Genomic DNA, 26,511 nt, shown 5'->3' with positions numbered 1-26,511 from the left:
GTGCACATTTGACATTAGTTCTGCGTTCTAATGCGGTCGCACGAGGAACTGGTCACCATTGAGTATCCGGGATTTGGTAAAGAACCAGGACTGTAGCGAGCCAGCTCGCGAGTTCTGTCCCCGATTGATGAGGCATACACTGGAGCCTCCTCCCAGGTTTTCTGGATTCGGAGTGGAGAGTACCGGCCTATTCTCCCTATTGGGGATTCCGCATTGAGGGAATGTTCGAGCGGGCGCCGTGCCACCTTCGTTGGTAGCTGCCATGGGGTATTCGTCGCAGCTCTTACCGGCGGGTCGACCGGTCGGTCCGGCGGTCACTTTGCCACACGTGTTTCGCCGGTTGCTCGTGATTATCGTGCCGTCGGTTGTGCGGCTCAAGGTCGCTCCGTCCCCTGCCAGATTGGATCCGCCAGGCAGGCCGGACTGTTGGCCGAAGGCGACGTGATCGCGATATTCGTTGAGATTGGACTCACTGGTCAGATCCCAGACTGGAATCGTGTCCGCAATCACGCAACCGCGAGTGTTGCGCATTTGGGGAGCCGAGTCGCATCGCACCCGCGAAGTCTGCAGTTCCTGCCGGTATGGACCGGGTGATGGCCCATCTGTGGGCGGCACCGTGGCGATTACTTGGATGGTGAACCGAACTTGACCGAACTTTATTTGCCCGGCTGCGGGAGCGCCCACATTGATGCTGTGCGGCGACTCGAGGTTGACCACGGTACCCACAGTCAGGAAGACATCGTTGACCGATTGTGCAGCGCCGTCGCATGGTCCTGTGCCACCGAATCTGATTGCGCACGTAGACTCTACAGACAACGCTGAGGTCAAGAAGTTCTCGATCTTCGTGACTTCAAAGCTGTACTTACCAACGAACTCGGTGGATGTGTAGCCCTCGGGGTTGACGCTCATTGACTCGATACCTTCGATGCGGCCAATTTCCTGAAGCTGCGTATTCCTCGCGATAAACGCCGTGTTTTTCTTCACGTAGCAGCCGTCTCGGCGTGAGGCGTACCAACTATTCAGGCGCATGGCGCACATCGAGGTTTCCGGTGCCCGGTTTGCTGATGGCGGGGCGTCGCTCTCGGCCTCACCGCGGCACCATGTCACTACACTATTTTCCTGACTGGGCAACGCGGGTGCAGATTCCGATGTCGTTGGTGCAGGCGTCAAGCTTTCTGAGGAGCTCGGGACGCTAGTGGTTGTGTCGGCTTGCGATGGGAGCAGTGGCCCCCGTGACGTATCGGCTGGCGCGGTCGTTTCGCTGGGCGTCGTCGTGTTCGATGGGGTCGTCGGCTCGCTGCCAGCTGGTGTGGACGGGCCATTGGGAGCCGCGTTGTCGTCCGAGGCTGGGCTGCTTGGTTCGGACGCTGGGGTTGTGGAGGTGGAGCACTCTTCTGCGGGTGCTGCGGAACGGCCACCTGGTACCCCAGGGAAAAGCCCTCCACCTGGGGGCGGTGTCCCAAGTTTTTGAGAACCGACTGTTACACCCCGCGCGTCGAATCCGCAGGTCGTGTTCTGCTCGCAATCGGCTGCGTAGTCGACGGTTCCGTCGCCCTCGTAGTCCTCCGCAAAGCCATCGGGTTTCCAGACGATCGACCCGCCTTGGAAGTCCTGCCGCCGTCCACCGTCAAAATTGTATTCGTCGCTTACTGGATAGCCATACGTGCCGTGTTCCCAGGTGTTGTCAGCCCACGTCCTGTATATTTCGCTGTCGAATTTGACTGCAAATGCGTCGGTGGCACCCTGCGGCCAGTAGATTCCGCCGAATTGAAATAAATTGTAACGGCCGGGCTTGGCCCCAGCGAGCTCATGAGTGGTGGGGAAACCCAGGTAGCTGCGTTCCCAATCCAATGACCCGTACTTACCTCGAATGTAGCCGCCTATTTGGTTGGCTTTACCGTTCGCGACCGACGCTTTCCAATATATCGACTGGTTCGTGTTGTTGAACGTTTGATAACGTCCCTCTTGCTCTGCGGGCGACTCTGGACTCGTCGAAGGGCCAAAGAATCCGTATCCTCCCCGCTGGTTGTACTCGGTGAGGATCGCTCCTCCAATCGGCCAGGCGGCTTGAGCAGGAATGGCTGTAGTGATTCCTACGCCAAGCGTTGCGCACACCACAACGATAAATCGCACGAAATTCCGTCGTAGCCAACTCGATTTCATTGCGTATGCCCCTCGTTGCGCGAAATTTAGCCGAGGTACTCATTCGACCAAAAAATCATCTGTACGCGCGTCCTTTGTACGAACTACCCGAGCACTCGTAGTTAACTACTACTGATCACAGTTTGCATATTCAAACATTAGCAACTGGCGGGACTATATTCGCAGGTGGAGCGCTGCGTGCCATCGAATAGCGCGGGCAACGGGCATTCGCGACGGCTAGAATTTGACGGGATTTAGCAAAGGATTAACGAGAACAGTAGATCTGTGAGGTTATTTGTGTTAGTGCTCAATCGGCCCGCGGTTTACTGAATCGGTATTGTTCGTTACGCGGATGCTGGACACATCTAGTCACAGCGGTCTGCGTCCTAATCTGTAGCCATGACCAGACCCAAGCTCCCCGAAGAATCAGCACTCATCCGCACCGACTACACCGACGACGGCGCCTGGAACCAAGTAGTCGCAGCAGCCCAAGCACCCCAAGCGCCCGACGGCTTCATGGCTGACCTCACGCCCGTCAACGACCCATCATGGGACGGCATCACCGTCGCCGAACTCCTCGCCGAAATCGGAGAGCCGCCACCGTATTACGTCTTCATCGTCGACCGTGAAACACTCACCAACCCCGAACACCCCATCCTCGCCATCGACATCAGCGGCACCGAGTACCCAGAAGAACACGGACAAACCGTCCGCGTCATCCCGTCCGCAATGTGGTCCATCGAGAACAACCTCTCACTCGCCAACATGGACTTCATTGAGTTCGTCGAGAGCGCAGACGACGACGGCATTTTCCGCCGCTTCTAACCCGAACAACAGAGCTACCGCGACATCAAGCCTCCCGCGACCCATCACAGCTCCGGCGAGCACCTATAACATCTTGCGGGCCTGGAGGCGATCACTTCAGGTTCCCGACGACGTTCGAGGCGAGTCGGACAATCACCAGCTGCTAACGCGTTAAGTCCCGCCGGATCCCTAACGCGGTGTACCGCACGCGACGCGGGGCTTGCTGGATCGAGAGTGCAGGGGGCTCCGAAGCGTCAGTAGATACGGCCGCAGCACCGTTCAGAGCAAGTTGTGACGTTGAAGTACCTTACGGAGTCCACCTGGGGTGAGGTCGCCGTCTTGCTGGAGTTCTTTCCAGGAGGCGCCGGCCTTTTTGGCGGCCAGGAGATGGATATCGCGTTGTGTGAGTAGCTCGTTGACGGTTCTTTTTGCCTCGTCCAGTTTCTTGACGGTTTCGCGTAGTGCTGCGAGTTCGGTGTCTTTGATGGAGTCGGCCATTGCCGGGACTATACCGGGCTAGTGCTCGGTGACCGGCGCAGTTCCTGTGCGAGGTCGCCAAGCGTGGGGGCTGCGCTGCGTAGGGCGCGTTGGTAGGCGGCTTTGACGGCCGAGGATTGGTTGATGGTGAGGGGATGGTCGAGCCTGGAGACCAGGCCGACCATGGTGTCGAGGGTGAGGGCTCGGCGTGGGCGGGACGCGGCGAGGAGTTCTACTGCGCGTTCGTTGGTCGTCATCGTGTGTAGGGCTTGCGGGTTCGGTCGGTGATGCGTTCGCGGGCTGTGTAGGTGTAGCTGGCGGTGGCGATCGCGGCGAGGGTGAGTACGACTGCTCCGGCCATTTGGGTGGGTGTGGCTGAGATCCAGATGGCGGCGAGGCCGGCGGCGGCGCCGAGGGCGGCTGGACACCAGGCGTAGTGCGCGAGGTCGATGATGCGCAGCAGGGTGGTGGCTAGGGTGGCCGTGTTCGGGTTGTTGGGGTCCGCGGTGGCGGCGTGGTTCCACCATTTCCGGTCCCTGCGTTTGGCGGTTTCGAGGAGTCCGACGCTGGCGAGGATGGTGAGCGCGCTGATGAGGTAGAGGATCGTCAGGAGCGTCTCGTCGGTCATCGGTTCGCCTTGTGCGAGTGGCGGTGTCCGCCGCGGAGGACTGGTGGGGGTGTTTGACCGCCGGCCATGTGCCACACGCGGCGGTAGACAAAAATGAATGGCGTTGCGGACAGCAATGTTGCACCGCAGATCAACAGTTCCAGGATCATGCCGTCTGCTCCCGTCGGGGGTTGCTTCTGGCGGGTGTCCGGGTGCAGATCAGCCATCCGATCGCGTTGGTGAGCAAGGCGACGGCGAGGACGCCAAGCAGTATGTAGCCGACGACGGAGAGGTCGTTGTTGAGGGTGGCGGCGATGAACTGGTTCACCAGGCCGACGACGAGAAGGCCGACGGTGACGACAGTTCCGTTACGGAATGCGTACCGGCGTTCGAGCCCTATGAAGCTGGGTCCGAGCAGGCCTATTCCGGCGGTGGTGACGCCGAGTAGCGACCCGACAAACAGGATTGCGTAGAAGACGAAGAGCAGTGCTGAATCGATGTTCTCTGGCATCAGACGGCTGTCCTATCTCGAGTGATGTACTCGCTGAGGTTGATCAGGGGTGCGGCGATGCCTCCGATAATGAACGCGACGCCGACCAGTGGTGTGGTCATCGCGAGGATGACCGCAACGATGACTAGGGCTACCCCGGTCAGGGCTGCGGTGATGGTGGCTCTTTTGTCGGTGGTGCGGTGGGGTGTTCGCCGGGACAGCAGGGAGCCGATGGCCATGGTGATCAGGCCTATCGCTGCTGCGGTGACGGCGATGTTTCCCAGGGTGGTGTGGTGGATGATGATCGCGATTTGGAGCAGTACACCGCCAGCGATGGTCAGGACGGCACCGATGAATGTGGTGTCGCGTTTGGCTGGTGGGAGTGGGTGAAGGGTGACGCGGCGGCTGGACGGCATCAGTTGTTCCTTTCGAATCCGGCGGAGCGCCCCCATCGGCGGATGTCAATCGCCAACCACAGCGCGGTCCCGGCGAGCACGACGAATGATGGGGTCAGGCCGACCAAAAGCCCTGTGCACCAGACCCTCATGGGCTCGGGCGCTGAGTCGTAGTAGAAGAGAAGTGCCAGACTCATCGCTGCCAAACCGGTGAGCGCAGCTGCTGATGCCACATAGTTTCGCAGTCGGTAGGCCGCCTCTCCGACGGTCTTTGGAGGTGTCATCGCGGATCCTGGGGCCGGGGCTGAATGTTGTTGTCCTGTGCGGGGTGTGCGCCGGGCAGGGGAAGTGACAGGTACCAGCTCATCGCGTTGACGGCGGTCAGACTTGCAGCAAGCCCGAGCATGAGCCAAGCCGTCTGTCCGAGCGCGAAGGGCTCTAGGTCGGCTCCGGCAGTCCAGGCGATGATGCGAGTGCCAAAGGCAACGGTCACGAATATTGTGGCGCTGGCCATGCAGTGTCCGTACAGGTCATGGCGTTGGGTGGCGTCGGGTTTTCTTGGCACGAGCGTGGCCCCGACGAGCGCAAAGCCGATGGCCGCGGCGAGGAGCAGATAGACGACGATGTTGGTAGCGGTGTTCGTGGCCATCATGATGGGCGTTGGTTCGATGGTGCTGGTGAGTGCGGTCAGCATTGGTTCCCCCCGGTGCTGATTCTGTTGTGTGGTTGCAGAGATTTCTAGTGTCACATGGGCCCCTGACATCACGGGGTCGGTGCAGGCCCGGTGATGGCCGATGCGAGGAACGCTGCGGCGAGGTCTGTGAAGTCGTCGGGGTTGGGATGGGCGAAGCCTTCATCGTTGGTGACGCAGTGGTGCAGGACGGCGAGGCGGGTGAGTGCGACTCCGAGGTCGGGGTGGGTTTCGGCCCATTCGTTGGGCACTGGCCCGCAGTCGGTCCACCAGAGGATGAATTGCTCTCCGGTAGCGATGACCTTGGCGTGGGTCTGGGGGAGTGTGAGCGTGGCGATGGCGGGGGCTTGGAAGTAGTCCACGATGGTCTCCTTGGTCAGGCTGGTGGGGTGAGTGATCGGGCATCGATGTCGTAGCCGCCCCAGGGGGAGCGGCCGGGAACGGCCCGGTCGCCGTCGCCTGGGCGGGCGGTGATGATGGGCCAGCCGTCGGGGCGATCGCCGTAGAGGCCGGCGACTTCGTCGTCCCACCGTTGTTGCTTCTTGGTGCCGTCGAAGGGGCGTGATCCGACGATGGGGCTTTGCCGCCAGCCGGGGTGGGTGTGGTCTAGGGCAGCGAGGACGGCGTCGGTTTCGGTGGCCACCAGCTCCGAGCGCCAGGTGCAGCCGCGGCAGCGGGCGCGGAACGGACTGTTGTAGGCACCGACGCACATACATCGTTCGGTCCAGCGATGGTGGTGGCAGCTGGTGCTGGCGTGCATGATCACTGGCTGGCATCCGCTCAGTGGGCGGGGACGGTAGAACGAGTCGCTGATGGCGAACCGCCAGGCATGGGACTGAGCGATGGAGTTGAAGCGACCCCAATCCTGTTGCCACTGGTCAAACACGCGGTCGTAGTCGGCCAGATCGTCAGACTCGAAGGCGTACAGGGTGGGGATGCCGTGAGTTTCGCGTTCGGCTTGTTCGTCGGCTGCGGCCATGGCGAACAGATCGAGTTGGATGGTCATCAGTTGTCGCCTCCGAGCATGGCCAGGCGGATGGCGCGGGCGGCGTCACTGCCGCAGTCGATTCCGAACAGGTCGGTGTCGATGACGCCAACGACTTGCTTGCCGCTGCCGCCTTCGCCTCGTCGGGCGGCTTCGGCGGCATCGATGACGGTCATGTCGCTGATGTAGGTGCCGTCGTGGAAGTAGACGCTGTAACTGGCCATGAGAGGTAGTCCTTTCGATCAGTGATCGGTGAGGGCGAGCAGGTCGAACAGGTCATCGGGTTCGGCCATGGCGTCGATCGCGAAAGCGATGCGGAGCAGCCGTTTTTCCTCACTGAGGGTGTGGAAGAACAACTCTTTTTCTTCCTGGTACTGCTCGGGGGTGTAGTGGGTGGCGCGGCCACAGTCACGCCCGCAGTTGCACCAGTCCCACCGGGCCACCAGCACCGACTGGTAGCGGTGGCGGCAGTGCTTCATCTGGGCGATCAGGTCAGCGGGCAGGGTGGCGGCGAAGGCGGCCAGCTCGGCGGTGGTGACCACGACTGAGCCCTGGCGAGCGCGACTGTAGGACATGCCCGAGGCGATGGTTCCGTACGCGCATCGAAAGCCCTCGCGCAGCCAGTCCGGTCCCTCGCCGTCGCGCTGACCGTTGGACGATCCTGCCATCGACTGCATCAGGCGGGAGATCCCGGTCGCAGGGTCGATGAGGCAGTCGAGCATCTGCCAGCCGCCGACGGCGTAGCAGAGCCAGCGCTGATCTTTGCTCAGTGTTCCGGAGGTTCTTCCCATACGACTACTATACCAGGTATAGTAACGGCATGTCTACAACGAAAAGCCATGGAGCACAGGACTTCTTTGTTGCCGCCGACACTGATGTGTGCCGGTTTCCCGGGTGCGTGCGGCCGGTGTCGCACGACGAGACCTCGAGGTACTGCCGGTGGTGCCAAGAGGCCTTCGCCGACACCGGAATCATCGACCGGGAGATGGCCGAGCTGTTGGCCGGATCGCGGGAGGTGAGCGTGAGCTGCGGCGGATGCGGCCAGAGCGGAACCTGCGCATTGACCCGTCGCGGATGGAAATGCGAGGACTGCGAACGGCTTTGACACCCAGGCGGCGGTGGGGCGCATTTCCTGGGCCGTGAGTGTCTCGAAGCGGTGGGGTGAGCGTCAAGCAGCCCGCCGAAACCACAGCCACGCGCTGCGCTTATTTCGCGGCAGTTCTTTCGCCGAACAACTGGACCCACACCCCACCGCCCACGAGAGCGGCATGTAACAGGAAATGGAAGCTGTGAAACACGCTCTGATCTGCAAGAACGTTACTCAAATGTGTTGTGTAGCAACGTAATTCACGCTAGAATAGAACAAAGAGACAGACCAAGACTCAGTCGCACCGACACCGAGAGGCCGAAACCAATGACTGCAACCGCCATCACCGTCTACACCAAACCAGCGTGCGTCCAATGCAACGCCACCTACCGGGCGCTGGACAAAGCTGGGATCGCCTACGAGGTCGTGGACATCACCACCGACAACGACGCCCGCGACTACGTGATGAGCCTGGGCCACCTGCAAGCGCCCGTTGTTGTTGCTGGAGAACAGAACTGGTCCGGTTTTCGCCCCGAGCGCATCAAAGCCCTGACCCAGACCGCCGCCTGAAAGGACCAACAATCATGACCACCACACACACCATCGATGCCGAACGCGAAGAGCGCATGGTCAACGAGGACCACGGCGCCGCGACGAACTACTACGCAGGCCCGTTCTGCGGGTGCGGCGACTACAGCTGCCCCGCCAACAACAACCCGCACGCCCAGTGCGTCAACCAGGAGTACCCCGGCGACTACCTGTACTTCGACGTCGACTCCGAGGGCAACACCATCGTCGTCTGAGCCACCTTTCATCGCCAACCGCAATCACCAAATACACCAGAACTGAGGACACCAGAGATGACTACAGCCACCACAACCACCCTTCCCGACACCGACGATTGCTGCCCCGTGTGCGGCGAGCACTTCAGCGATCCCCACGGGCCCGGCTGCCCCAATACTCCGGCCGTTGACGACGAAGAGGACCGGGCGCAACAGGCCCGGTTGCACGCCCAGTACGAACAGCGCGCCGCCCGCTATTGGGTTGGTGCCGAACGTGCCCGGGCTGAGGGGGACACCGGGCATGCTGCGGAGTTGGAAGACCTCGCAGGTCAGTGCCAGCAGTGGGCCATCGAAGCCCTCACCGCGAGCACCACCGACTGACCACGCGCGACATCAACCACGGGGGAGAACGACGATGAGCACACCAGCAGACGACCAGGAGCCCGAGCGCTCAGCGCAGGTGTTGGACCTCTACAGCGGGAACCCGCCCGGCCCGGAGCTGGTCGAGGACCGAGATCCCGCTGAACAAGCCGAATCGTTCTTCCTGTGCGCATTGATGTGGGCCGACCGGCCCACCGCACTGGCCGCCACCGATCACGTGCGAGCCTCTGACTTTTACGGTTCGGCCGCCGCTGAGGTGTTCGGCATCATCCGCCAGATCCTCACCCACGGCGGCGACGAAAGCCCTCATACCGCTGTGGCTGTGCTCGGGGAGCTGCGCCGACGAGGCCAAGCACACACTGCCTCTCAGCTCACGATGCTGCTCAGCTACGTCGCCGACACCGCCACCGCCGCCAACCCCTGGGCGCAAGGTCCCGAGATCACCGGAGTCCAAGCGCCCGCGTATGCCGCTGAAGTCCTCGCCCTTGCCTATCGGCGTCTGTACCGGACCGCAGGCGAAGGACTGATCACCGCCGCTGAAACCTTGCCCGAAGACGACCTTTTCGAGTACATGGCCACCCACGGCCGCCACGCCCGCGACCTACGAGACCGCCTCGCTGCCGTCCGAGCAGGTGGCCTCACCGACGAAGGTGCCGTTCAATGACCACCAGCGATAACACCCTGTACGAGCACGAAACCCCCGAATACCGTGAGCAGCTGGTCTACGAGTTGCACCACGACCACGGGCACTCACTGTCGGCGCTCTCTGACATGTTCGAGGTCAGCACCGGCGAGATCCGGCAATGGATGGACACCTACATCGCCCGCACCGACGCCCAGGCCGCCACCGCGCAACCAGGACTGTTCGACATCTGACATCGCCACACACGCACTCCAGGGGAGGGGAGAACACATGACCGACGTTGCTGCGTTCATCAAAGATCGCTTACGCGAACAAACCGCGCTGGCCAGGGCCGCCAACAAGGCCTTCGCTGAGGACAACGAACCCGACGGTCTGCTCCAACTGTGGACGTGGGGCCGGCGAACTGACGGCGCACTGGCAGTACGCCACAAAGACGATCCCCGAGGAGAACTCGAACAAACACCGGTGACCGAGCTCATCGACCGCTTCAGCCCTCTTCAAGCATTCAGTCAGGCCAGTGTTCTGTACTCGTTCGTCGAGACGGCCAACGACCAGCAGCTCATGTCCCTGGCGTTCTTATGGTCTGAGCATCCCGACTTCCCGTTCGACCCGAACGCCCACCACCCCGCGCCGAACACGTGACCGGCGAGGAGAACTGTGACGACAGGCAGACACGATGACGACAGCTAACCAAGTACCTGGCGACGGGCAGGTAGTGGTGCGGCCCGGGATTCAGGCGTTATGGCCGACAACGTCCGGTGCACGGCAGGTAATGATCGCGGCTCTTGTAGCAGTCGGTCTTGCAGGGTTGGTCATGCTGTTGAAGGTCTACGACAGTGTCACTGGCTTGTCAGAGAGCGCCCATCATTCCTCCGCTACTGACGAAACCACCAGTGAATCAGCCAGTTCGGCGATAGTGTTCGCAATGTTCGGAGTGTTCGCGACGGCTGGCCTGTGGGTGGTTCGACGACAGATTTACCGGTCCTGCTGTGCTTCGTTGCCGCCGCTTGGTGTCAAAGAACGTTTCGGCCGTCCTCAGTGGCAGACGCCGGCAGTTAGTCGCACCGTCGCCGCTTTCGCCGCCTTCGGAGTGGCGATGGCGGTCAGTAGTGGAGTGCAAATCGCGCTCTACCATCTTGGCTGGTTGGGAAGGTCGTCCTCGGCGGATGAAACAGGAGGGCCTGGGTGGGAACTCGTTGCAGGTGTCGCGGCGGGCTTTTGGGAAGAACCACTTTTCTCAGCACTACCCGTTCTGATTTCCGTGATCGTTCATCGATCACTTCTGGTGCCCCTGATTGTCCTTTCGGCGGTGCTGCGGGGCGGGCTGCATATGTATCAAGGGTGGCAATGGTGTGTGCTGGCGATGGGTTGGGGAGCAGTAGCAGTACTGGCCTATGCGGCGCTGGGATCGCTCGCCGGCTTGATCGTTGCTCACGCCCTGTTCAACGCAACGGTGGCCGGGCCCTGGAACGAAACCTGGACTTGGACTTGGACCACCCCGCCCGTGGTCCTGGTGGTCCTAGCGGTGGGATGGTCTATCCGGCACAGCCGCACTTTGCGCAGCGACGCCGGTGGCAACGCAGGTCGCCGCAGCCGGACGATGACACTGCCGATGATCACCAGGGACCCAGTGCGAGAGGGTGCTGACGGGCGATCGGAGCAGAGCGTGCAGTTCGTCAATGGTGCGACCACGCACGTCCCGGTGACCGGTTGGCAATTTCCTGGTTCGTTTGTACTCCTGCTGGAGCAGCAGGAGCCCGAGCCGGACAGCGAGGGCACAGCGTTAGTCGTTAACCGAGACGTGGAATGACCAACGCCTGGGGATTCATTTGATCGCTATTTCAGCTACCGCCTTGCACCCAACGAAAGGACCACCCTCATGCCGCTACCCATGGTTAGCAACACAGACCCCGTCCCCACTACTGATGGACACACCATCTACGTAGTGGAGTTCGCAGACGGCGCTACAGCCCGCGTCGCCAGTAGAAAGCCGCTGGTGCCAGGCCAATTCATGAACCTCACCCCATCACATCCTGACGACCTCCCGGAACAGCGAGAGTACGAGTTCGACGGTATTCCGGTGGAGTATCTCGTTGTGGAGGTGTGATGAGGATGGGTGGGGTTGTGCCGCTGCGCTTTCGGGGCGTAGCGGCGTTGGTGTGTCTGGGTTTTGTGGTCGCAGGGTGCAGCGAACCTGACACCGACATCCGAGTCCGCAACCCCACAGGCGGTGTCCAGACCGCTCTACCTGTGCAGGTCTTACGGGTGATTGATGGGGACACCCTGCAGGTGCAGATGCCCAATGACAACGAGCGTCGGGTGCGAGTGATCGGTATTGATACCCCCGAAGTCAGTCATCCGCCCGATCGAGACGAGGCTGAGTGTTTTGGGCCCGAAGCCGCAGAGATGACCGCCGCACTCGCTGATGGGCAGGTCGTGCGGTTGGAGTCTGATCCGGTGGCCGGTGAGGAAGATCGGTATGGCCGACGGCTGGCGCATGTGTGGCTGCCGGACGGGTCGTTGCTGTCGCGGCGTTTGCTGGCTGTGGGAGCGGCCCGCGAGTACACCTATCAGGGTCAGGATTATCTCTACCGCAACGAGTTTCGTTCGGATGAGAGTGATGCGAAGGCGTCCGGGCAGGGTTTGTGGGGGAGGTGCTGAGGGAGCTACACCTGGGCGAGTGGTTGCTTGTTCGCCATAGCTGTTCGATGCTGGGAGCACTCTGCAACCAAATTGAATAGGCGTACTCCAACATGGCTACCAGTAACTCTGCTGGTCGCGGTGGCGACCAGTTGGATCTATTTGCCCAGCACAATCAGACAGAAGGCGAAGACAATGAGCGAGGTCAAAGCGGCAGTTCACCAGCGGTATCGGACCGAGCTGGCCGAGATGGATCGGGCGAGTTACGAGGACTTCGTGACCGACCGGACAGCGGAGCTCGAGCAGACGATCGCGGAGACGACAGCGGCGACCGAGCATCAGGTGATCGCCGAGTGGGAAGCGTCGATGGGGCGGGCAGCGGACCATCAGGAGCGGGTCAACCTGTTCAATCAGGCCCGGTTGTCGGCGCAGGAGGTCGCGTTGGCGACTCTGTGGGAGGGCTACCAGGACCCGGAGGACCGGGCGCTGAGGGAGGCCGAACAAGCCCAGATCGAGCAGGACGCGGCCGAGGAGCGGGCGATGCGAGCGTTGCCGGCGATGGATCGGTGGACAACTCCGGCGGCGAGCAACCCGACTCAGCAGATCGAGGAGCTGACCGAACAGGTGTGGCCGACCGAGTCGATCGGGTTTCAGGTGTACGCGGCGAGTCTGTTGCAGGCCCGCAGCGAGGACCAGATGCCGCTGCCGACCGGCCCGGGCGATCCGCTGGCAGCCGAGCTGGGTCAGGTCGTGACCGCACGCCGGGCCGAAGCAGAACAGCGTCAGGCGCAGTACCGGGATCGGCGGCGGCAGAACAGCTAGAAGCGTCCCAGGGGCTGCTGTTTGAGTCTCTGGACGATTTCCGGATCCCGACCGATCCGGCGGTAGTCGATCCCGGCGGCACCCCGTTGCCGGCCGATCCGTCCGAGGTCGAGGCGTTGCCGTTGGTGGCCCCCGGCGAGATGGGTGTGCCGGTCTCGCAGCTGGCGAAAGTCCGCGCCCGCGAAGCACGCCGCCCCGATGGGTCCCGCGTCTGGGTCAAAGCCAACCATCAGATCGCTGGTCTTGAACCCGATCCCGAACCCACCGAGACACCGGCACCGACGGCGGCAGAAGAGCCCACCGTGGCCGCTGAGGTGGCCGTGGAGCCGGTGTTCGTGCCGCCGGTACCGTTCACCCACCTCGGTGGGGTGTTGGTGCCGTCGGGGGAGAAGGCGCGGGCCCGGGCGAACATCGCTGCCCTCGAGGTGGCCCGAGCCTGTGACCAGGAAAGTCGGTACGCCCGCCCCGGCGAGCAGCAGATCCTCTCGGCGTGGTCCGGGTGGGGTGGGTGCCCGAACATCTTCGATGACCAGCGCCCGGAGTGGGAGCCCGAACGCGCCCAGCTCGCGGACCTGCTGACCGAGGGCGAATACCGAGAGGCCCGTGCATCGACCCTCAATGCCCACTACACCGATCCGGCGATCGCCCAGGTGATGTGGACGGCGCTGGAGCAGGCCGGTTTCGAAGGTGGCCGGGTCCTTGAACCTGGTTGTGGCAGCGGCAACTTCATCGGTTTGGCCCCGGAGTCGGCGACGATGGTGGGAGTGGAGCTCGACCCCACGACCGCCCGGATCGCGCACCTGCTCTATCCGCAGGCCCAGGTCCGCAACGAGGGCTTCGAGCAGACCCGCGTCCCCGATCACAGCTTCACCGCCACGATCGGCAACGTGCCGTTCGGGTCGTTCTCGGTCCCGGACCCGGTACACAACCCCGGCCGGCACCGTATCCACAACCACTTCGTCATCAAGTCCCTGCATCTGACCGCACCCGGCGGGTACGTCGGGGTGATCACCTCGGCGTGGACGATGGACTCCACCGACGACAAAGCGCGCCGCGAGATCCACGACATGGCCGACCTGGTCGGCGCGGTGCGGTTGCCGTCCAACGCTTTTGCCCGTGTTGCCGCCACACAGGTCGTCACCGATGTGCTGGTGTTCCGCAAACGCGAACCCGGCGACGAGGTACCGAACCCGGCCACGGTCGACTGGCTGCATTCGGGGCAGGTATGGGTCGATGGCCGGGGCGGTGAGCGCCAGCTGGTGGCGCTCAATCAGTTCTTCGATCTGCACCCCGAAGCGGTTCTGGGTGAGGTCCGCGCCGAGAACGGGATGTACCGCGACAACCAGCTCACCGTGGTCGCCGGCGATCTCGCGCAGGTTCCGCAGCAACTGTCCACCGTGCTGTCGAGTCAGGTGGCCACCGCTGTGGAACAGGGCAAGGGTTTGACTGCCCGTCCGCGAGTGGTGCGGCCCAGTGACTTTGACGCGGGGATGGCCACGGCCCGTGAGTTGTATGGCGACCGCACCCCGATCGGCCGGGTCGAGTACGACACCGAGGCCGGGGAGTTCGTGCGTCAAGGCCTCGAGGGCCGCGAGGTGGTGAAGATCCCACGGTCGCGGAGCACCGAGACCCGGCATCTGCTGCGGTTGCGTGATGTGTCGGAGGCGACGATCGCCGCTCAGCGCGGTGATGCTGACTTCGACACCCGGGAGGCGCTGCGCGCGGAGCTGGGCACCATCTACGACGGCTATCTGGCCGCCTATGGTCCGATCAACCGGGCCAAGATCACCGGTGGCCGTGACCGCACTCCTGCCGAAGCGAAGGCGAAGTTCGCTGTCGCCGAGCAGAAGTGGCGGGAGAAGAACGCCGATCAGGACGGCATCGCCTACGCCGGCCCGTTGCCCGAATCAGTGGCCAGTGAGCTGGAGGAGAAGGCGTGGCAGGCCTCGCCGACGATCCGGCGGCAAACCCACATCGAGGCGCTGCGCCAAGACCCGTCGCTGGCCACGTTGTTGGCGTTGGAGCGCTATGACTCCGAGACCGGGGAGGTGTCCAAGACGGCGATCTTCTCGCGCGATGTGGTGACCAAATTGGCATCGATGACCTCGGCCCAGTCGCCGGAGGAAGCGGTGTCGATCGTGCTGGGCGAGTCCGGGACCATCGACCTCGAACGCGTCGCTGACCTGCTCGGTACGAGCCGGGTGCAGGCACGGGAGCAGATCCGCGGCCTGGTGTACGCCGACCCGGACCAGAACGGGTTGTTGGTGCCGGCGGCGGTGGCGCTGTCGGGCAACGTCCTGGCCAAGCATGAACGGGCGTTGGCGGCCGCGGAGAACGATCCGGGCAACACCGAGTGGGCCGAGTACGCCGAAGCGCTCTCGGAGGTGATTCCCGAGCCGAAACAGCCCTCGCAGATCGGTGCGGTCACGTTGGGTGCGACGTGGATCGAACCGGCCGATTACGCCTTGTTTGTGCGTGAGGTGTTCGGCGCCGAGGAAGTGTCGGTCGATCACACCTCACAGGGCTGGGACGTCAACGTTCCGTCCTGGCAGCGCAATACGACGCTGATGCGCACTGACTACGGCGCTGATCATGCCCATCCGGACAAGGCTGTCGACGCGGTCGCGTTGTACGAGGCGTTGCTCAACCAGCGTCCGATCGTGGTGAAGAACCCGGCGAAGCTTCGCGAAGACACCGGGGCACCCGAGGTTGATGCCCAGGCCACGATTTTGGCGCAGGTCCAGGCCCGGAAGATCGTGGGGGAGTTCCGGTCGTGGTTGTGGTCCGATGATGAGCGCCGTGACCGGCTGGTGGGTGAGTGGAACCGCCGGTTCAACTCGTGGGTCCCGCCCAAACACGATGGCCGGTTCCTGCAACTGCCTGGGCTGTCGCCGACGTTCTCCCCGCACCCGTACCAACGTGATGCGGTGGCCAGGATCGCTGCGGAGTCCACGGTGCTGCTCGACCATGTGGTCGGGGCGGGCAAGACCGGCACCATGTTCATGGCCGCGATGGAGCTCAAACGCCGCGGGGTGGTGGCCCAGCCGTGGATTGTGGTGCCCACCCACCTGATCGAGCAGTTCGGTCGGGAGGTCAAGCAGTGGTATCCGGCCGCTGAGGTGCTGGTGGGCAACAAGGGCATGTCCGCCCAGGATCGGCGGATGTTCGTCGCGCAGACCGCGACCAGCAACTGGGACATGGTCATCGTTCCCGGTTCGGTGTTCGAGCTGATCAACGTCAGCGAAGACCGGCGCACCGACTATCTGCAAGCCCAGATCGACCAGCTCGGCGAGGAACTGTCGAGCGGTCGGGACTCGATGAACCCGACCACGATCAAAAAGATCGAGACCGCCAAGAAGCGGATGGATGATCGCCTGCAGAAGTTGCTCGACAAGGACCGCAAAGACGACGGGGTGACGTTTGAGCAGACCGGGTGTGACTACCTGTTCATCGACGAGGCGCACGAGTACAAGAACAAGGCCCGTACCTGTGCGATCGACACGTTGGCCCACACCGGGTCGCAGAAGGCCGAAGACCTGTCGATGAAGCTGGACCTGCTGCGTGAGCGGGTGCAGGACCAGGCCCGCGCGGTGGGGCACTATCTGCCGGCGGGCGCGGAGCGGGTGGCCACGTTCGCCACCGGCACCCCGATCGCCAACAGCCTGTCCGAGGCGTGGGTGATGCAGCAGTACCTACGCCCCGATGTCCTCGAGACAGCTGGGGTGCGGTCGGTGACCGATTGGGCGGCGTCGTTCACCACGACCAAGTCCGAGACGATCACCAATGCCACCGGTACCCGGCTGCGGGTGGTGACGACGGTGTCGGCGTTCGCCAACCCCCGTGAAATGTTCGCGATGGCAGCGCAGTACACCGATGTGGTCACCCGAGCCCAGGTGCCGGCGAACCTGCCGACCTATGACGGTCGGCAGATCATCACGACCACACCGGGCCAAGAGGTGGCCGACTTCATCGCCGATCTCGAACACCGCCTCGACAACCTCGACCCCCGCCATCCGGAGTTGGACAACACCCTCAAGGTGCTCTCCGATGGCCGCAACGTCGCCCTGGATCCCCGGTTGGCGAACCTGCGACCGGATCCTGGGAACACCCGCAGCGACGCGGTCGCCGAGCAGGTCGCGCAGATCTATCACGACAACTCGGGTAACGAGTACCGCACCGAGACCGGGGCGGTCTCACCGACCACCGGCGGGTTGCAGATGATCTTCTGCGACCGGGGCACCCCGCAACCGGGCGGTGGGTGGTCAGCGTACGAAGCGGTGCGCGAAGGGCTCATCGAGCGTGGGGTCCCGGCGGAGAAGATCGCGTTCATCCACGACGCGAAGTCGCCGTCACAGAAGTTGGAACTGGCCGCGCGGGCACGGTCGGGTCAGATCGCAGTGCTGCTGGGGTCGACCAAGAAGATGGGCACCGGCATGAACGTCCAGGACCGGATGGTCGCGCTGCACCACATGGATGTGCCGTGGCGGCCGGCCGATCTGGAACAGCGTGAGGGCCGGATCATTCGGCAGGGCAACCAGAACGAACGCATCCGCATCCTGTCGTATGTGACAGCCGGGACCACCGACACAGTGATGTGGGGCAAGGTCGAATCGAAGGCAGCGTTCATCGAGCAGGCAAAGTCCGGTCAGCTGGATCCGAACATGACCGAGGTCGAAGACATCGACGCCGAGTCGATCGCGGCCGCGGCGGCGGCGACCAAGGCGGCGGCGACCGGTGATGAGCGGTTCATGACGTTGGTGCACCTGGAGGACGAGGTGAAAAACCTCGAAGCCCTCTCGGGTGCGCACGCTGATTCACGGCGCAATGCCCGCAGCATCGTGCGCCAGGCCGACAAGCGGATTCCCGAACTCGAGGTCGAGCGCGAGGAGCTCGAGCGCCTCACTACCGGGCATGAGCAGTGGGCGGCCGGTGGGAAACCGTTCACCGTGCAGGGCCAGGAGTTCGCTGAGCGCCCCGATCGCAGCCGAGCCTTGCTCGACCGCGCCCAGGCCGTGCACGTTGCGCTCAAAGGTCAGGGGATGGGTCGGTCGATGGAGCTGGCCGAGTTCGGCAACGGGGTCGTGGCCAAGGCGGCGAGGCTGGCCCGCACCGACGAGTTGTGGGTGTGGCTCGATGTTCCAGGGCAGCCGCAATTCATTATGAAGCCGGAGCAGTTGTGGCCGCGTCAGGCTGCGCTCGGTGAGGATCCGCAGGACAACGTCGCAGCCGTCGCCAGTGGGTTGGCGACGCGGTTGGAGAATGCGTTCGAGCGGATGCCCGACAAGATCGGCGGTATCGACCGGGAAATCGATCGGTGGCGACGGGAGATCGAGGTGCAGTCACCGCGCATGGATGCGGTGTTCGCTCAGGCGGGGGAGTTGCAGGCCAAACAGGTGCAGATGCAACAGCTCCGGATCGACATCGAGGCCTCGCAGAACACCCCCGAAGCGATCGCCGCCCGCGAGGCCGCCGATCAACGTCTCCTCGAGGCCGGCCGCGCACCCGGATGGTCGTTGATGCTCAACCCGACCAAGGCGATGGTCGAAGAGTCACCGTTTTTGACCGCCGACGATTTCGTGTCAGCGACACAGCGCGGGCACATGCTCGAAGCCACCCGCTACGCACGCGACCAACGCCGCAGCGGCCGCGCGAAGACAGTCCTGGAGGCCACGGCCGACCACCCACGACAACACATGCAGCACAACGCCACCGTCGCCGTCGAACGTCCCGAGCACCGCCCACCCGACCAAGATGGACAGCACCACGGACACGGTCAGCGACGATAGTGTTCAAGTTCGGTGCAATTACTCAGAGCCATTTGGGAGACAGCAGCAGGTATGGACGAGGTGAAGCAGCAAAGGCGTCGGGCCCGTCTGATCTCCGAACTGAGGGATGAAGATGTCGCCCTGATTGAGCCGAGCACCATTTGCGACCCTCCTTATCCTGGTGCGCCACTTCCTCGAGGGTGGATCCGTCCCGATCAGGTGGGTCAACTTACCGATGCACTGATTGACGAGTTGCTTCATGCGATCTATCCGCCGGTGCACGAGCGAAGGACCCCCTCATACGGGGCCATCATTTTCGCCGTAGATGTGGAGAAGCCTCGCTTGTCTGGGCATACGAAGCTGCAACTTTTTGAGCCGCAGTCTTCTTCAGATTCTCGGTTTGAGAATCCCAACACGTTGACCGACCCCGATGCTGGTTCGCCATCAGCTGAGATGCGGGAGTTGGCGAATGGCGTGTCGACGTTCGTAGTACGAACTATGGCGGGGCACGGGCTCGCACACGTCAACACGTCAAATGAGCTCGATCTGATCACTCTCTGTGTTGAGAACGGCTGTTGGGTCGTTCAACGACACCCCAGCGGAGTGATCAAGATCTTTGGACGGGAACGACTGTACTTGTGGGAGAACATGGTGTGGCGTTCGCGCACCTATGCGCATACGCGGTGGATGCACCTGATGCATACGACTGGTACTCGCGATGAGTATGTCGGCGGATGGTTGCTCGACTTCTGTCTTCACGTTCTGTCGGCCCGTCATATCGGGGCCACTCTGGTCTGGCTTCCGCGGGAACCTACAGACGGTCTGGACGCCCATCTCGGCAAACCGGCTCGGCGGACCGGGATTGCTCTCAGCGCGGAAGAACCGGCACGGCGCGAGGCACTAGCAACGCTGTTGGCTTCGGTGGATGGCGCGGCGATAGTGAACCGAGACGGGACTGTCCGCGGCGTAGAGGCGTTTCTCAAACATAGCGACGACGCAGAGAAGTTCGTGCACAGCAACCGAGGCACGCGTCACAACTCCGCGGCCAGGTTTTCATACGATGTACCGGAATCGATCGTCTTTGTCGTAAGCGAAGACGGCCCGGTCACCGTGTTCAGCGACGGGGCAGACCTGCTTCGCCTCGACACCACTGAACCGACAGTGTCGACGTCTCAGCTCTTCCGCACCGACCCGGTCTCGGTAGAGCGGGTGCAGTGTCCGCAATGTCAAAAGCCGCTCATCACAGAAACCATCGCGGCCTCTGACCTGGTCGACGCAGATCTCTGTGCAGGTCCGGTGGATTGCCCTGTGTGCGGTCACCCAGGCATTGCGCCGACGGGAGCCGATGAAGGCGTGGCCGTTGTGGTGCGAGTCGCAAAGCCTTGGGAATCGCCCGATGCCACTGTTTCGTGGATGGTCGGGCTTTGGAAACCACCACTGCAGTGATGCCCCTCAGCCGATGGCTGGGGGCATCACTTGTATCGGAGAACTTGCGAGGTTAGACGCCGTCGTTGTGGTTGCTGTGGTCGGTCGATGCAGTGTTCTCGTGCTGCGTTGGGGTGCTGGTGGCCGGCGAGGTGGTGCGGCGCGGTGCGCGGCGGGTCGTCCCGTTGCGCCGCGATGTAGTGGCGACAGTGGGGATACCGGCCTTCTTCAGCGCGGCGTCGGTAATGCCGAACTCGCTGGCGCGGACACGCAGCTGCAAGTGCTTGGCGCGGGCAGTGTCGAGGTCCTGTTCGCGTTGGAGGATGTCGCCGTAGGACGCGGCGAGTTCGCGGACGACGCGTTCGCGTTCGCTTTGTTCGGCGAGGAGCGCGTTGGCAGCGACTTCGGGATCGAAACTGATTGCTGTGGACACAGGTGTCCCCTTTCACTCACTGGATCAATATTTGGTTGCAGAGTGCTTCCAGTGTTCCACGGGTGAGTGACAGCGGTCGAGAGCAATCAGTGCGTGGCGAGTGGTTCGACGGTGCCGCCGACGCTGCTCGCATATTTGTGGGCGTCGTCTTTCTCTGCGTCGGTGAAGACACGGACGTCAGCGGGTCGACCGGGAACGCGAACGATCAGCGTGAGGTCAGCGATGTTGGCGCGCGCACGTTTTGACCCCTGCCAGGGTCCAGCGTTGTCGGGGTCGGTCATTGGCTACGCGGACGCTGCGTGCTTGTGCGTTGTTTCGACGAGCTGGTGTGCGCGTTGCTGGGAGATGCCGAGGATGGCACCGATGTCGCGGTAGGGGATGCCTTTGTCGGCGAGGTCGCAGGCGAGCCGGCGGGTGTGTTCGCTGGCTTCACGTTCGTAGCGGTCGGCTTTCTCTTTGAGTTCACGAACGGTTGCCGATGCTGCGGTGGCGTCCACGTTGTCTACGTGCACGCGGATGTTCACCGACACAGTGGACTTGGCGACGTCGGTGTCGACGGCGATGTAGTCGATCGCTTCGGCTTCGGCGTCAGCGAGTCGGCGGGTTTGGGTGAGCCCGTCGAGGGCGGGGATCGAGATCATCCACCACCGCCCCTCGCGGGTGACCTCAACGTCGTAGGTCATGTCGGTCGTCTCCTGGGTCGGGATCATTTGCAGTCACACTCGGCGATTGCTTTGTTCACTTTGCGGATCACTCCGGGGCTGATGGTCTTGTGTCCGTCGGGGATGGTCATGGTGTGTCGGCCCGTCGGGCAGGCCCAGAAACCGTGGCTGCCCTTGGCATCACGCACACGCGTGAACCCGGCAGCGCGCAGTTCTTTGGTCACCTTACGAGTCGGCTGCTCCGCAATCATGACTTTAGTCTACCCCCCTAGACTGAAACAAGTCAAGGGGGGTTGATGTTACGTGGGTTGTTTCGCTCGACCTGTAGCGAATGCACGTCGGTTCGCCCAGCTCGTGTCTGAGATATCTACGTCTTCGGGTGGACTGTTGTACCAGGGATGTGGGTCATGTGGGACTAGGAGTTCGTAGGTGGCTTGGTCGAAGTCGTCGAGTTTCCACCTCGAGTCACTGACGCCGAGGATCTTGCTTTGGGTTGTTAGTCGGGCGGCCACGTCACCGAGTGTGAACTCGCCTGCTGCGAGAGCTGTTGCGATTGATTGTGCGAGCGGTGTGATCTGTTCGTGTGCAATAAGGAACTGGATCATCGACCGGGGCGCTTCGTCCTCGGCCGCGTTGTCCTGGGCTCGTAGGTGGTTCAGCGTTCGGGCGGTCATGTCGTGACCGAGGTTGGTGGTCACTGTCTTCCAGCACGACGGTTGGTCACCATTTCGTTCGGTGAGGCGCACGATCTCGAGTCGCGCGTCGATCGTGGGTGCCTTGTTGAGCGCCTGTGTGACGGCGGGCTCGCCAATCGCGTCCGTGAGTTGAGTCAGAAGTGTGGCGACCCAGGCGATGACATGACGTGGAGGGTTCATGAAGAAGCTGTCCTCGTCGTCAGGGATCTGCCCAACGACAGACAGCAAGGTGTCGATTAGAGCGAGACGTTTTGTATCCCCGGCATCATTTAGCGGGATGGCCTCTGACGTGTCGGTGCCTTTGTCGATCACGAGGAGTACTCGTTGGACGTTGGGCTGTGTCAAGAGAGCTGCCAGGGCCACGGGGTCGCCTGCGGTGGCCGAGTTGACCGCCTGGGCTACTTCAGCATTGGCAACGTCGTGGGTGGGGATTCCCATTGCAAAGTATCGGTCGAAGAACCGCGGATCGTTGATGCGAGGAGGGCGAGGAGTGCCGCTGGAGAATCCGTGGGGGGAGAGTTTCGGGAACAGGTCGTGCAAGAGAACGCGGGCATCTTCCCGAGACGATTTCGGGACGGCCGCCCGCGCTAGAAGATCCTCGACGCTGAAGGGCTCGTACTCGATAGTTGACCCGGTGTTGCGCTTCATCTCACCGGTGTGGCCAGACACCAGCTCGTCACGCCATCGCGGCAGCTGGATGTAGAGCGTTGGGAACGCCGCGCGTAACAAGGTCAGCACAATGACGTCGACGTCGTCGATCTCTTCGGCGGCCACGAGGGGGAGGTGGTGTCGTAACTGTGCAAGGTATCGATCGATGGCGCGGGGTGTCGACAGTTGTGACAGGTAGACGTCTATGAGCTGGCTAAGGCGCGAGCTGGTTAGTGCCGGCCGTTGCGCCTCGGTCATCGCGGCGTCAATTCCAGCGTCAAGTCGGAACAGGAGTTGAGGACGCAGCAGCGGTGGTACGACAAGCGGGTACTGAACGATCTTCTCCATGAATCGAGCTGCTTCGCCATCGTCGTTCTTTCCGACCAAGTTTGCGCCAGAGAGAGTTTGGTAGAGCGTGGCTTCGTCGTAGGCGAGCAGGTAGTGGACACCCGGAAAACGGCCGAGAAGTCGAACAACTTTGAGTAGCGCGAGCAGCTCGCTGGTCTGTAGACGGTCGATGTCATCGGCGATCATCAGGACGGGTGTGTTCAGCTTTTTGAGGGTTTCAACAGCCTTCTTGAAAGCGGCGTCCCATGGTTCTTGTTGTTTTAGGGCGTCGCCGGCGGCGCCGACCGCTCCCGCGACCACGCTGCCGCCGAAGGGCAAGGCGTTCGCTGCGGGTGCGGATACTTGTGCCAGCGTACCGAGTGCATTACGCACTTTTTCGGCCTTCTTCTTCTTTGGTAGAGCTTCGCCGAGCGATGCGTAGAAATCTCCGAAGAGTCCACCAATATCGCTTGTCGCCCAGGGGGTGAATCTCGCGATTCGCCAGTCGGGGTGGGACCGCTGGAGTTCTTCGCCGATCATTGCCAGCATCGAACTCTTCCCGCTGCCCCAGGGGCCTGTCAGGCCGAAGACAATGCTGTCGTCCCAGGAGTGACTCGCTGCGACCAAGTGGGCGGCGTGCACCGCGTAGTCCGCTCGATTGAAATCATCGTCGTCTTTCGTTGTGATCGGAGAGTCGCTCCACGCAGCAGCCATAGCCACAGTCTGCCCAGAGTGTGCACCCCGACCGCCGGACGGGTGGAGTTGCTGTGGCGCGGAGACACCACCGCTGTCCCCAGCTGGAGGCCGCGCAGCGGCCGATTGTTGGTCGCGCGAAGCGCGGCCGTTCCCCGAATGCTCCGCAGTGTGAGGCGGGATGCCCTACGGACGGTAGTCCGGCGGAGCAAGATATGACTTAGGTCCCCTAAGTCGTGGTGTTCTGCCTAGCTTGGGGCTAGGCTGAACACCGAGAAGAGATGAGGTTCCGCGCTTGGGGCGCGGGCCTTCGGCACCGGGACGGCATTGGCAGGGGGTTCGCGTGACGGGGAGTACGTCGGTGCGGCGCAAGCGGCAGGCGAATGTTCCTGGTGGGCGGACTGCGTCACCGTTCAAGGTCAAGCCGACTGATGAGCAGCGCGAGTTGTTGGTGTTGCGCGCGGCGGCTGAGGGGGTGTCGGTGCCGCGATTGTTGATCGAATCGACGCTCAATCCGCAGTGGCGGGGTGAGGGTCCGGACGCAGTGATGTCGCGCCGGCAGGAGGCGTTGGTGGCGTTGGAGCAGGCTGCGGACACGCGGAATCTGTTGCTGGCGATCGGCCGCAACATCAACCAGATCGCCAAGCATGTGAACTCGACTGACGGTGAGTTGCCGGAGGAGTTGTCGGCGGCGTTGGCGTCGGTGACCCGGTCGTGCGACGAGGTGACGCGGCGTATGCGTCAGGTGTCGTCGGGTCGTACGGCTGCGCGGTCTGGGGCGGTGACGCGGTGAGGGGCAAGATCACTCGCGGCCAGAAGATGGCCGGCCTGATCTATTACTTGCAGGGTCCGGGTAAGCACAACGAGCACACCAACCCGCACATGGTTGCCGGTCGCGGCGGTGCGGTCGAGCGGTTCATGTGGTCGGCCGATAGCTCGGTTCGGGTGTTGTCGAAAGACGACGCGATCGCGGTTGCCCGCGAACTCGATGAACCTCACGTGCTGCATGACGTGAAGGTCCCGTGGGTCGATCCCAAACGTAAGAAGGCGGCGCTGGCGGAGGGCTACACCGAGACCGGGGCGCGGGCGATGGCGCGGGTGGAAGATGCGAATGTGTGGCAGTGCTCGCTGGCTCTGCGAGCCGACGAGGCCGAGTTGAGCGATGAGTTGTGGGGGAAGATCGCCGAGGACTTCATGCGCGAGATGGGCTTTGACTCGGTCGATCCCACCGACGCCGGTAGCCGGTGGGTGGCCATCCATCACGGCAAGAGCGCGAACGGCAACGACCACATCCATATAGCGGCGTCGATGGTCCGTGAGGACGGGTCGTTGGTGAAGTTGTTCGTGCCCCCCGCGCCGGGACAGAAGCCGCAAGGTGACGGCCCACGTTCCTCGAAGGTCATCCAGATGCTCGAACGCAAATACAACTTGCAGATCGACCGGGACGACCAAGCTGTGTCGCCGTCGTACCACCAGGCTGAGGTCGAGACCGCGTTGCAGATGCGCCCCGACGTTGATGCACCCGCCGTGGAGGCCGGCCGCACGGCCGATCGCCCGGTTACCGAGGCGGGCAAGAAAGCAAAGCAGCAGCGCGGCGAGCCGGTGCGGTTCGAACTGGCACGTCGGGTGCGCGCGGCCGCCACAGCAGCCAACGACGAGGCCGACTTTGTCGAGCTGTTGGCGAAGCAGCTCGACGTAGTGGTGCGGCCGCGATGGTCGGAGACCGAGAACAAAGTCGTCGGCTACTCGGTCGGATTGATGTCGGCGGGGACCGACAAAGCGAGCGTGGACGCGGCGGACGTCGTTTGGTACTCGGGAACGAGTTTGGGTCGCGACCTGACGATCACACAGCTGCGTAAGCAGTGGGGTGTGGCCAGTTCGGAGATCGACAGCATGGCTCGGCGGCGGTGGCGCACGCTTGCAATTGGCGCACCCGCACGTGATCCCGAAGCGGTCGAGCGAGCACGAGCGAAGCTGCCGTACACGGTGCCCGACGAACCGGCAGTGGCAGCGGCCGAAGGTGTCGATGCTGCCGCGATCCAGCGGCGGCAGCTAGACCAGGCGCGCCGCGAGCTGGCGGGGTGGACCGACTACGTCCGGTCGATCCCTGCCGAAGACGGCGAGCAGGTCGCACGAGCAGCCGGCGTTGTATCGGGGGTGTTCGCCGCGTGGTCCTCGCGCACCGAACCGATCCCCGGGCCACTGGCGCACGCAGCGAACACATTGGCGCGCACCGCCTCACGGACCTACAGCCGACCGCGCCCGGTGATGCGCACCCGGTCATCGGGCACACGCGCCGCCGCGGTGTTGATGATGGCGTCAGCGCACACCGACCCGGCGATGGCGTGGGCGATGGTCATGGGCCAACTCCTGGCCGCTGTCGAAGCGATCGCCGACGCACAAGCAGCTGCCAACAACGCCGCTGCTGCACAACGTTTGACAGCGCTACGCGAGCAACAACTTGCTGAACGCGCCCAACGAATCGTTGGCACCACGGCAGTCCTCGAAGCTGAACCCGCACGCCGCCATCTCTCGGACGACGAGTTCGCCGCCCTGCAACCACCGACACCAACACGCGGCCCACTCGCGCAACCGTCCAGCGATACGCGACACCAGGACGCCTCACCCCGGCGAAGCGGATACGACGACGCACTCCGCCGCCGGCGAGACGGGCCACGCCGGTAAGCCGTTTGACCGACCCCACGGGCTGATTGCAAGCCCTGCAACACTTGTGGCCATGACCCGGCACCGCGTGTTCTCACTCGCCCGAGGGACTGTTTCTTAATCGGTGTTTTGGCCCGACACGCTGGGTGAATGCTCAGCGGGAAGGGTGCCGTGATGACGACACTAGATGATGTGACGAAGAAGAAATCGACACCACCGTCGGCCGAGGAGGCGGCGGCAGCTGAGCTGGTGC

General features: G+C 63.0%; 33 protein-coding genes. 16 read left to right on the top strand and 17 right to left on the bottom strand.

The features are described 5' to 3' along the window. Positions 1-27: 27 nt before the first annotated feature. Positions 28-2,163: a NucA/NucB deoxyribonuclease domain-containing protein gene (locus KXR83_RS24495; protein WP_437427067.1), complete on the bottom strand. Its 2,136-nt coding sequence runs from the start codon at positions 2,161-2,163 to the stop codon at positions 28-30. Positions 2,164-2,541: 378 nt separating this feature from the next. Between KXR83_RS24495 and KXR83_RS24490 the strand changes: the two genes are divergently transcribed. Next, a complete protein-coding gene (locus KXR83_RS24490; RefSeq protein ID WP_023954722.1) occupies positions 2,542-2,967 on the top strand; it encodes a DUF6924 domain-containing protein in 426 nt (141 codons plus the stop codon). Between the two features lie 258 nt (positions 2,968-3,225). Here KXR83_RS24490 and KXR83_RS24485 read toward each other — a convergent pair whose 3' ends face one another. From KXR83_RS24485 to KXR83_RS24435, 11 genes are all read right to left on the bottom strand, one after another. Then, on the bottom strand, positions 3,226-3,444 hold the full coding sequence (locus tag KXR83_RS24485) for a hypothetical protein (protein ID WP_023954720.1): 219 nt from the start codon (positions 3,442-3,444) through the stop codon (positions 3,226-3,228). An 8-nt stretch (positions 3,445-3,452) separates the two neighbouring features. Beyond that, on the bottom strand, positions 3,453-3,680 hold the full coding sequence (locus KXR83_RS24480) for a hypothetical protein (RefSeq protein WP_023954718.1): 228 nt from the start codon (positions 3,678-3,680) through the stop codon (positions 3,453-3,455). Continuing rightward, a complete protein-coding gene (locus KXR83_RS24475; RefSeq protein WP_023954715.1) occupies positions 3,677-4,051 on the bottom strand; it encodes a hypothetical protein in 375 nt (124 codons plus the stop codon). The genes KXR83_RS24480 and KXR83_RS24475 overlap by 4 nt, the downstream gene beginning before the upstream one ends. Before the next feature lie 145 nt (positions 4,052-4,196). Beyond that, positions 4,197-4,541, bottom strand: coding sequence for a hypothetical protein (locus tag KXR83_RS24470; protein WP_023954713.1), 345 nt, complete (start codon positions 4,539-4,541; stop codon positions 4,197-4,199). After that, complete coding sequence (locus KXR83_RS24465) at positions 4,541-4,936, bottom strand: hypothetical protein (protein ID WP_023954711.1); 396 nt, start codon at positions 4,934-4,936, stop codon at positions 4,541-4,543. Before KXR83_RS24465 ends, KXR83_RS24470 begins: the two co-directional genes overlap by 1 nt. Continuing rightward, positions 4,936-5,199, bottom strand: a complete 264-nt coding sequence (locus KXR83_RS24460; RefSeq protein WP_023954709.1) for a hypothetical protein — start codon at positions 5,197-5,199, stop codon at positions 4,936-4,938. The genes KXR83_RS24465 and KXR83_RS24460 overlap by 1 nt, the downstream gene beginning before the upstream one ends. After that, on the bottom strand, positions 5,196-5,609 hold the full coding sequence (locus KXR83_RS24455; protein ID WP_023954707.1) for a hypothetical protein: 414 nt from the start codon (positions 5,607-5,609) through the stop codon (positions 5,196-5,198). Before KXR83_RS24455 ends, KXR83_RS24460 begins: the two co-directional genes overlap by 4 nt. Before the next feature lie 68 nt (positions 5,610-5,677). Then, positions 5,678-5,968 carry a hypothetical protein gene (locus KXR83_RS24450; protein WP_023954705.1) on the bottom strand — a complete coding sequence of 97 codons (291 nt, stop codon included), beginning with the start codon at positions 5,966-5,968 and terminating at the stop codon, positions 5,678-5,680. 14 nt (positions 5,969-5,982) lie between these two features. Further along, entirely contained in the window at positions 5,983-6,612 is a 630-nt protein-coding gene (locus KXR83_RS24445; RefSeq protein ID WP_023954703.1) for a DUF6349 family protein, read from the bottom strand. Further along, complete coding sequence (locus KXR83_RS24440; RefSeq protein WP_023954701.1) at positions 6,612-6,815, bottom strand: hypothetical protein; 204 nt, start codon at positions 6,813-6,815, stop codon at positions 6,612-6,614. The genes KXR83_RS24445 and KXR83_RS24440 overlap by 1 nt, the downstream gene beginning before the upstream one ends. Positions 6,816-6,833: 18 nt before the next feature. After that, positions 6,834-7,382: a hypothetical protein gene (locus KXR83_RS24435; protein WP_023954699.1), complete on the bottom strand. Its 549-nt coding sequence runs from the start codon at positions 7,380-7,382 to the stop codon at positions 6,834-6,836. Between the two features lie 29 nt (positions 7,383-7,411). Between KXR83_RS24435 and KXR83_RS24430 the strand changes: the two genes are divergently transcribed. The 13 genes from KXR83_RS24430 to KXR83_RS24370 all read left to right on the top strand — a co-directional run bounded on the left by KXR83_RS24430 (position 7,412) and on the right by KXR83_RS24370 (position 20,157). Further along, a complete protein-coding gene (locus tag KXR83_RS24430) occupies positions 7,412-7,696 on the top strand; it encodes a hypothetical protein (protein ID WP_152537974.1) in 285 nt (94 codons plus the stop codon). Between the two features lie 309 nt (positions 7,697-8,005). After that, positions 8,006-8,248, top strand: a complete 243-nt coding sequence (gene nrdH / locus KXR83_RS24425) for a glutaredoxin-like protein NrdH (RefSeq protein ID WP_023954695.1) — start codon at positions 8,006-8,008, stop codon at positions 8,246-8,248. A 14-nt stretch (positions 8,249-8,262) separates the two neighbouring features. Then, positions 8,263-8,481, top strand: coding sequence for a hypothetical protein (locus tag KXR83_RS24420; protein ID WP_023954693.1), 219 nt, complete (start codon positions 8,263-8,265; stop codon positions 8,479-8,481). Between the two features lie 57 nt (positions 8,482-8,538). Continuing rightward, entirely contained in the window at positions 8,539-8,841 is a 303-nt protein-coding gene (locus KXR83_RS24415; RefSeq protein WP_023954691.1) for a hypothetical protein, read from the top strand. Positions 8,842-8,875: 34 nt separating this feature from the next. Then, positions 8,876-9,505, top strand: coding sequence for a DnaB-like helicase N-terminal domain-containing protein (locus tag KXR83_RS24410; RefSeq protein WP_023954689.1), 630 nt, complete (start codon positions 8,876-8,878; stop codon positions 9,503-9,505). After that, positions 9,502-9,717, top strand: coding sequence for a hypothetical protein (locus KXR83_RS24405; RefSeq protein WP_023954687.1), 216 nt, complete (start codon positions 9,502-9,504; stop codon positions 9,715-9,717). The genes KXR83_RS24410 and KXR83_RS24405 overlap by 4 nt, the downstream gene beginning before the upstream one ends. Positions 9,718-9,754: 37 nt before the next feature. Next, the gene (locus KXR83_RS24400) at positions 9,755-10,126 is read left to right on the top strand and encodes a hypothetical protein (RefSeq protein ID WP_023954685.1); all 372 of its coding nucleotides are present in this window, start codon (positions 9,755-9,757) and stop codon (positions 10,124-10,126) included. 34 nt (positions 10,127-10,160) lie between these two features. Then, positions 10,161-11,294, top strand: a complete 1,134-nt coding sequence (locus KXR83_RS24395) for a CPBP family intramembrane glutamic endopeptidase (protein ID WP_437427066.1) — start codon at positions 10,161-10,163, stop codon at positions 11,292-11,294. Between the two features lie 81 nt (positions 11,295-11,375). After that, positions 11,376-11,591 (top strand): hypothetical protein, encoded by a 216-nt coding sequence (locus KXR83_RS24390; protein WP_437427065.1) that lies wholly within the window; start codon positions 11,376-11,378, stop codon positions 11,589-11,591. A 5-nt stretch (positions 11,592-11,596) separates the two neighbouring features. Then, the gene (locus tag KXR83_RS24385; protein WP_023954679.1) at positions 11,597-12,145 is read left to right on the top strand and encodes a thermonuclease family protein; all 549 of its coding nucleotides are present in this window, start codon (positions 11,597-11,599) and stop codon (positions 12,143-12,145) included. Between the two features lie 174 nt (positions 12,146-12,319). Beyond that, complete coding sequence (locus tag KXR83_RS24380; RefSeq protein ID WP_023954677.1) at positions 12,320-12,946, top strand: hypothetical protein; 627 nt, start codon at positions 12,320-12,322, stop codon at positions 12,944-12,946. 86 nt (positions 12,947-13,032) lie between these two features. Beyond that, positions 13,033-18,732 carry a DEAD/DEAH box helicase family protein gene (locus tag KXR83_RS24375; RefSeq protein WP_437427064.1) on the top strand — a complete coding sequence of 1,900 codons (5,700 nt, stop codon included), beginning with the start codon at positions 13,033-13,035 and terminating at the stop codon, positions 18,730-18,732. 51 nt (positions 18,733-18,783) lie between these two features. Further along, on the top strand, positions 18,784-20,157 hold the full coding sequence (locus tag KXR83_RS24370; RefSeq protein WP_081729609.1) for a DNA integrity scanning protein DisA nucleotide-binding domain protein: 1,374 nt from the start codon (positions 18,784-18,786) through the stop codon (positions 20,155-20,157). Between the two features lie 52 nt (positions 20,158-20,209). On the opposite strand, the gene KXR83_RS24365 is transcribed toward KXR83_RS24370, so the two are convergent. The 5 genes from KXR83_RS24365 to KXR83_RS24345 form a co-directional block, all read right to left on the bottom strand. Further along, positions 20,210-20,569, bottom strand: coding sequence for a hypothetical protein (locus tag KXR83_RS24365; RefSeq protein ID WP_023954671.1), 360 nt, complete (start codon positions 20,567-20,569; stop codon positions 20,210-20,212). Between the two features lie 86 nt (positions 20,570-20,655). Continuing rightward, entirely contained in the window at positions 20,656-20,850 is a 195-nt protein-coding gene (locus KXR83_RS24360; protein WP_023954669.1) for a hypothetical protein, read from the bottom strand. A gap of 3 nt (positions 20,851-20,853) precedes the next feature. Then, positions 20,854-21,252 carry a hypothetical protein gene (locus KXR83_RS24355; protein ID WP_031331256.1) on the bottom strand — a complete coding sequence of 133 codons (399 nt, stop codon included), beginning with the start codon at positions 21,250-21,252 and terminating at the stop codon, positions 20,854-20,856. A gap of 23 nt (positions 21,253-21,275) precedes the next feature. After that, positions 21,276-21,482 (bottom strand): type II toxin-antitoxin system HicA family toxin, encoded by a 207-nt coding sequence (locus KXR83_RS24350; RefSeq protein WP_023954665.1) that lies wholly within the window; start codon positions 21,480-21,482, stop codon positions 21,276-21,278. Between the two features lie 48 nt (positions 21,483-21,530). Next, positions 21,531-23,615 (bottom strand): KAP family NTPase, encoded by a 2,085-nt coding sequence (locus tag KXR83_RS24345; RefSeq protein ID WP_023954663.1) that lies wholly within the window; start codon positions 23,613-23,615, stop codon positions 21,531-21,533. Positions 23,616-23,955: 340 nt separating this feature from the next. Between KXR83_RS24345 and mobC the strand changes: the two genes are divergently transcribed. Further along, a complete protein-coding gene (mobC, locus tag KXR83_RS24340; RefSeq protein ID WP_051406331.1) occupies positions 23,956-24,387 on the top strand; it encodes a plasmid mobilization relaxosome protein MobC in 432 nt (143 codons plus the stop codon). Continuing rightward, positions 24,384-26,279, top strand: coding sequence for a relaxase/mobilization nuclease domain-containing protein (locus tag KXR83_RS24335; RefSeq protein ID WP_023954659.1), 1,896 nt, complete (start codon positions 24,384-24,386; stop codon positions 26,277-26,279). The genes mobC and KXR83_RS24335 overlap by 4 nt, the downstream gene beginning before the upstream one ends. Positions 26,280-26,511 lie beyond the last annotated feature (232 nt).

The organism is Williamsia muralis, from assembly GCF_051487485.1.
Lineage (GTDB): Bacteria > Actinomycetota > Actinomycetes > Mycobacteriales > Mycobacteriaceae > Williamsia > Williamsia muralis_B.
This window is presented reverse-complemented; position numbering and strand designations above follow the sequence as displayed.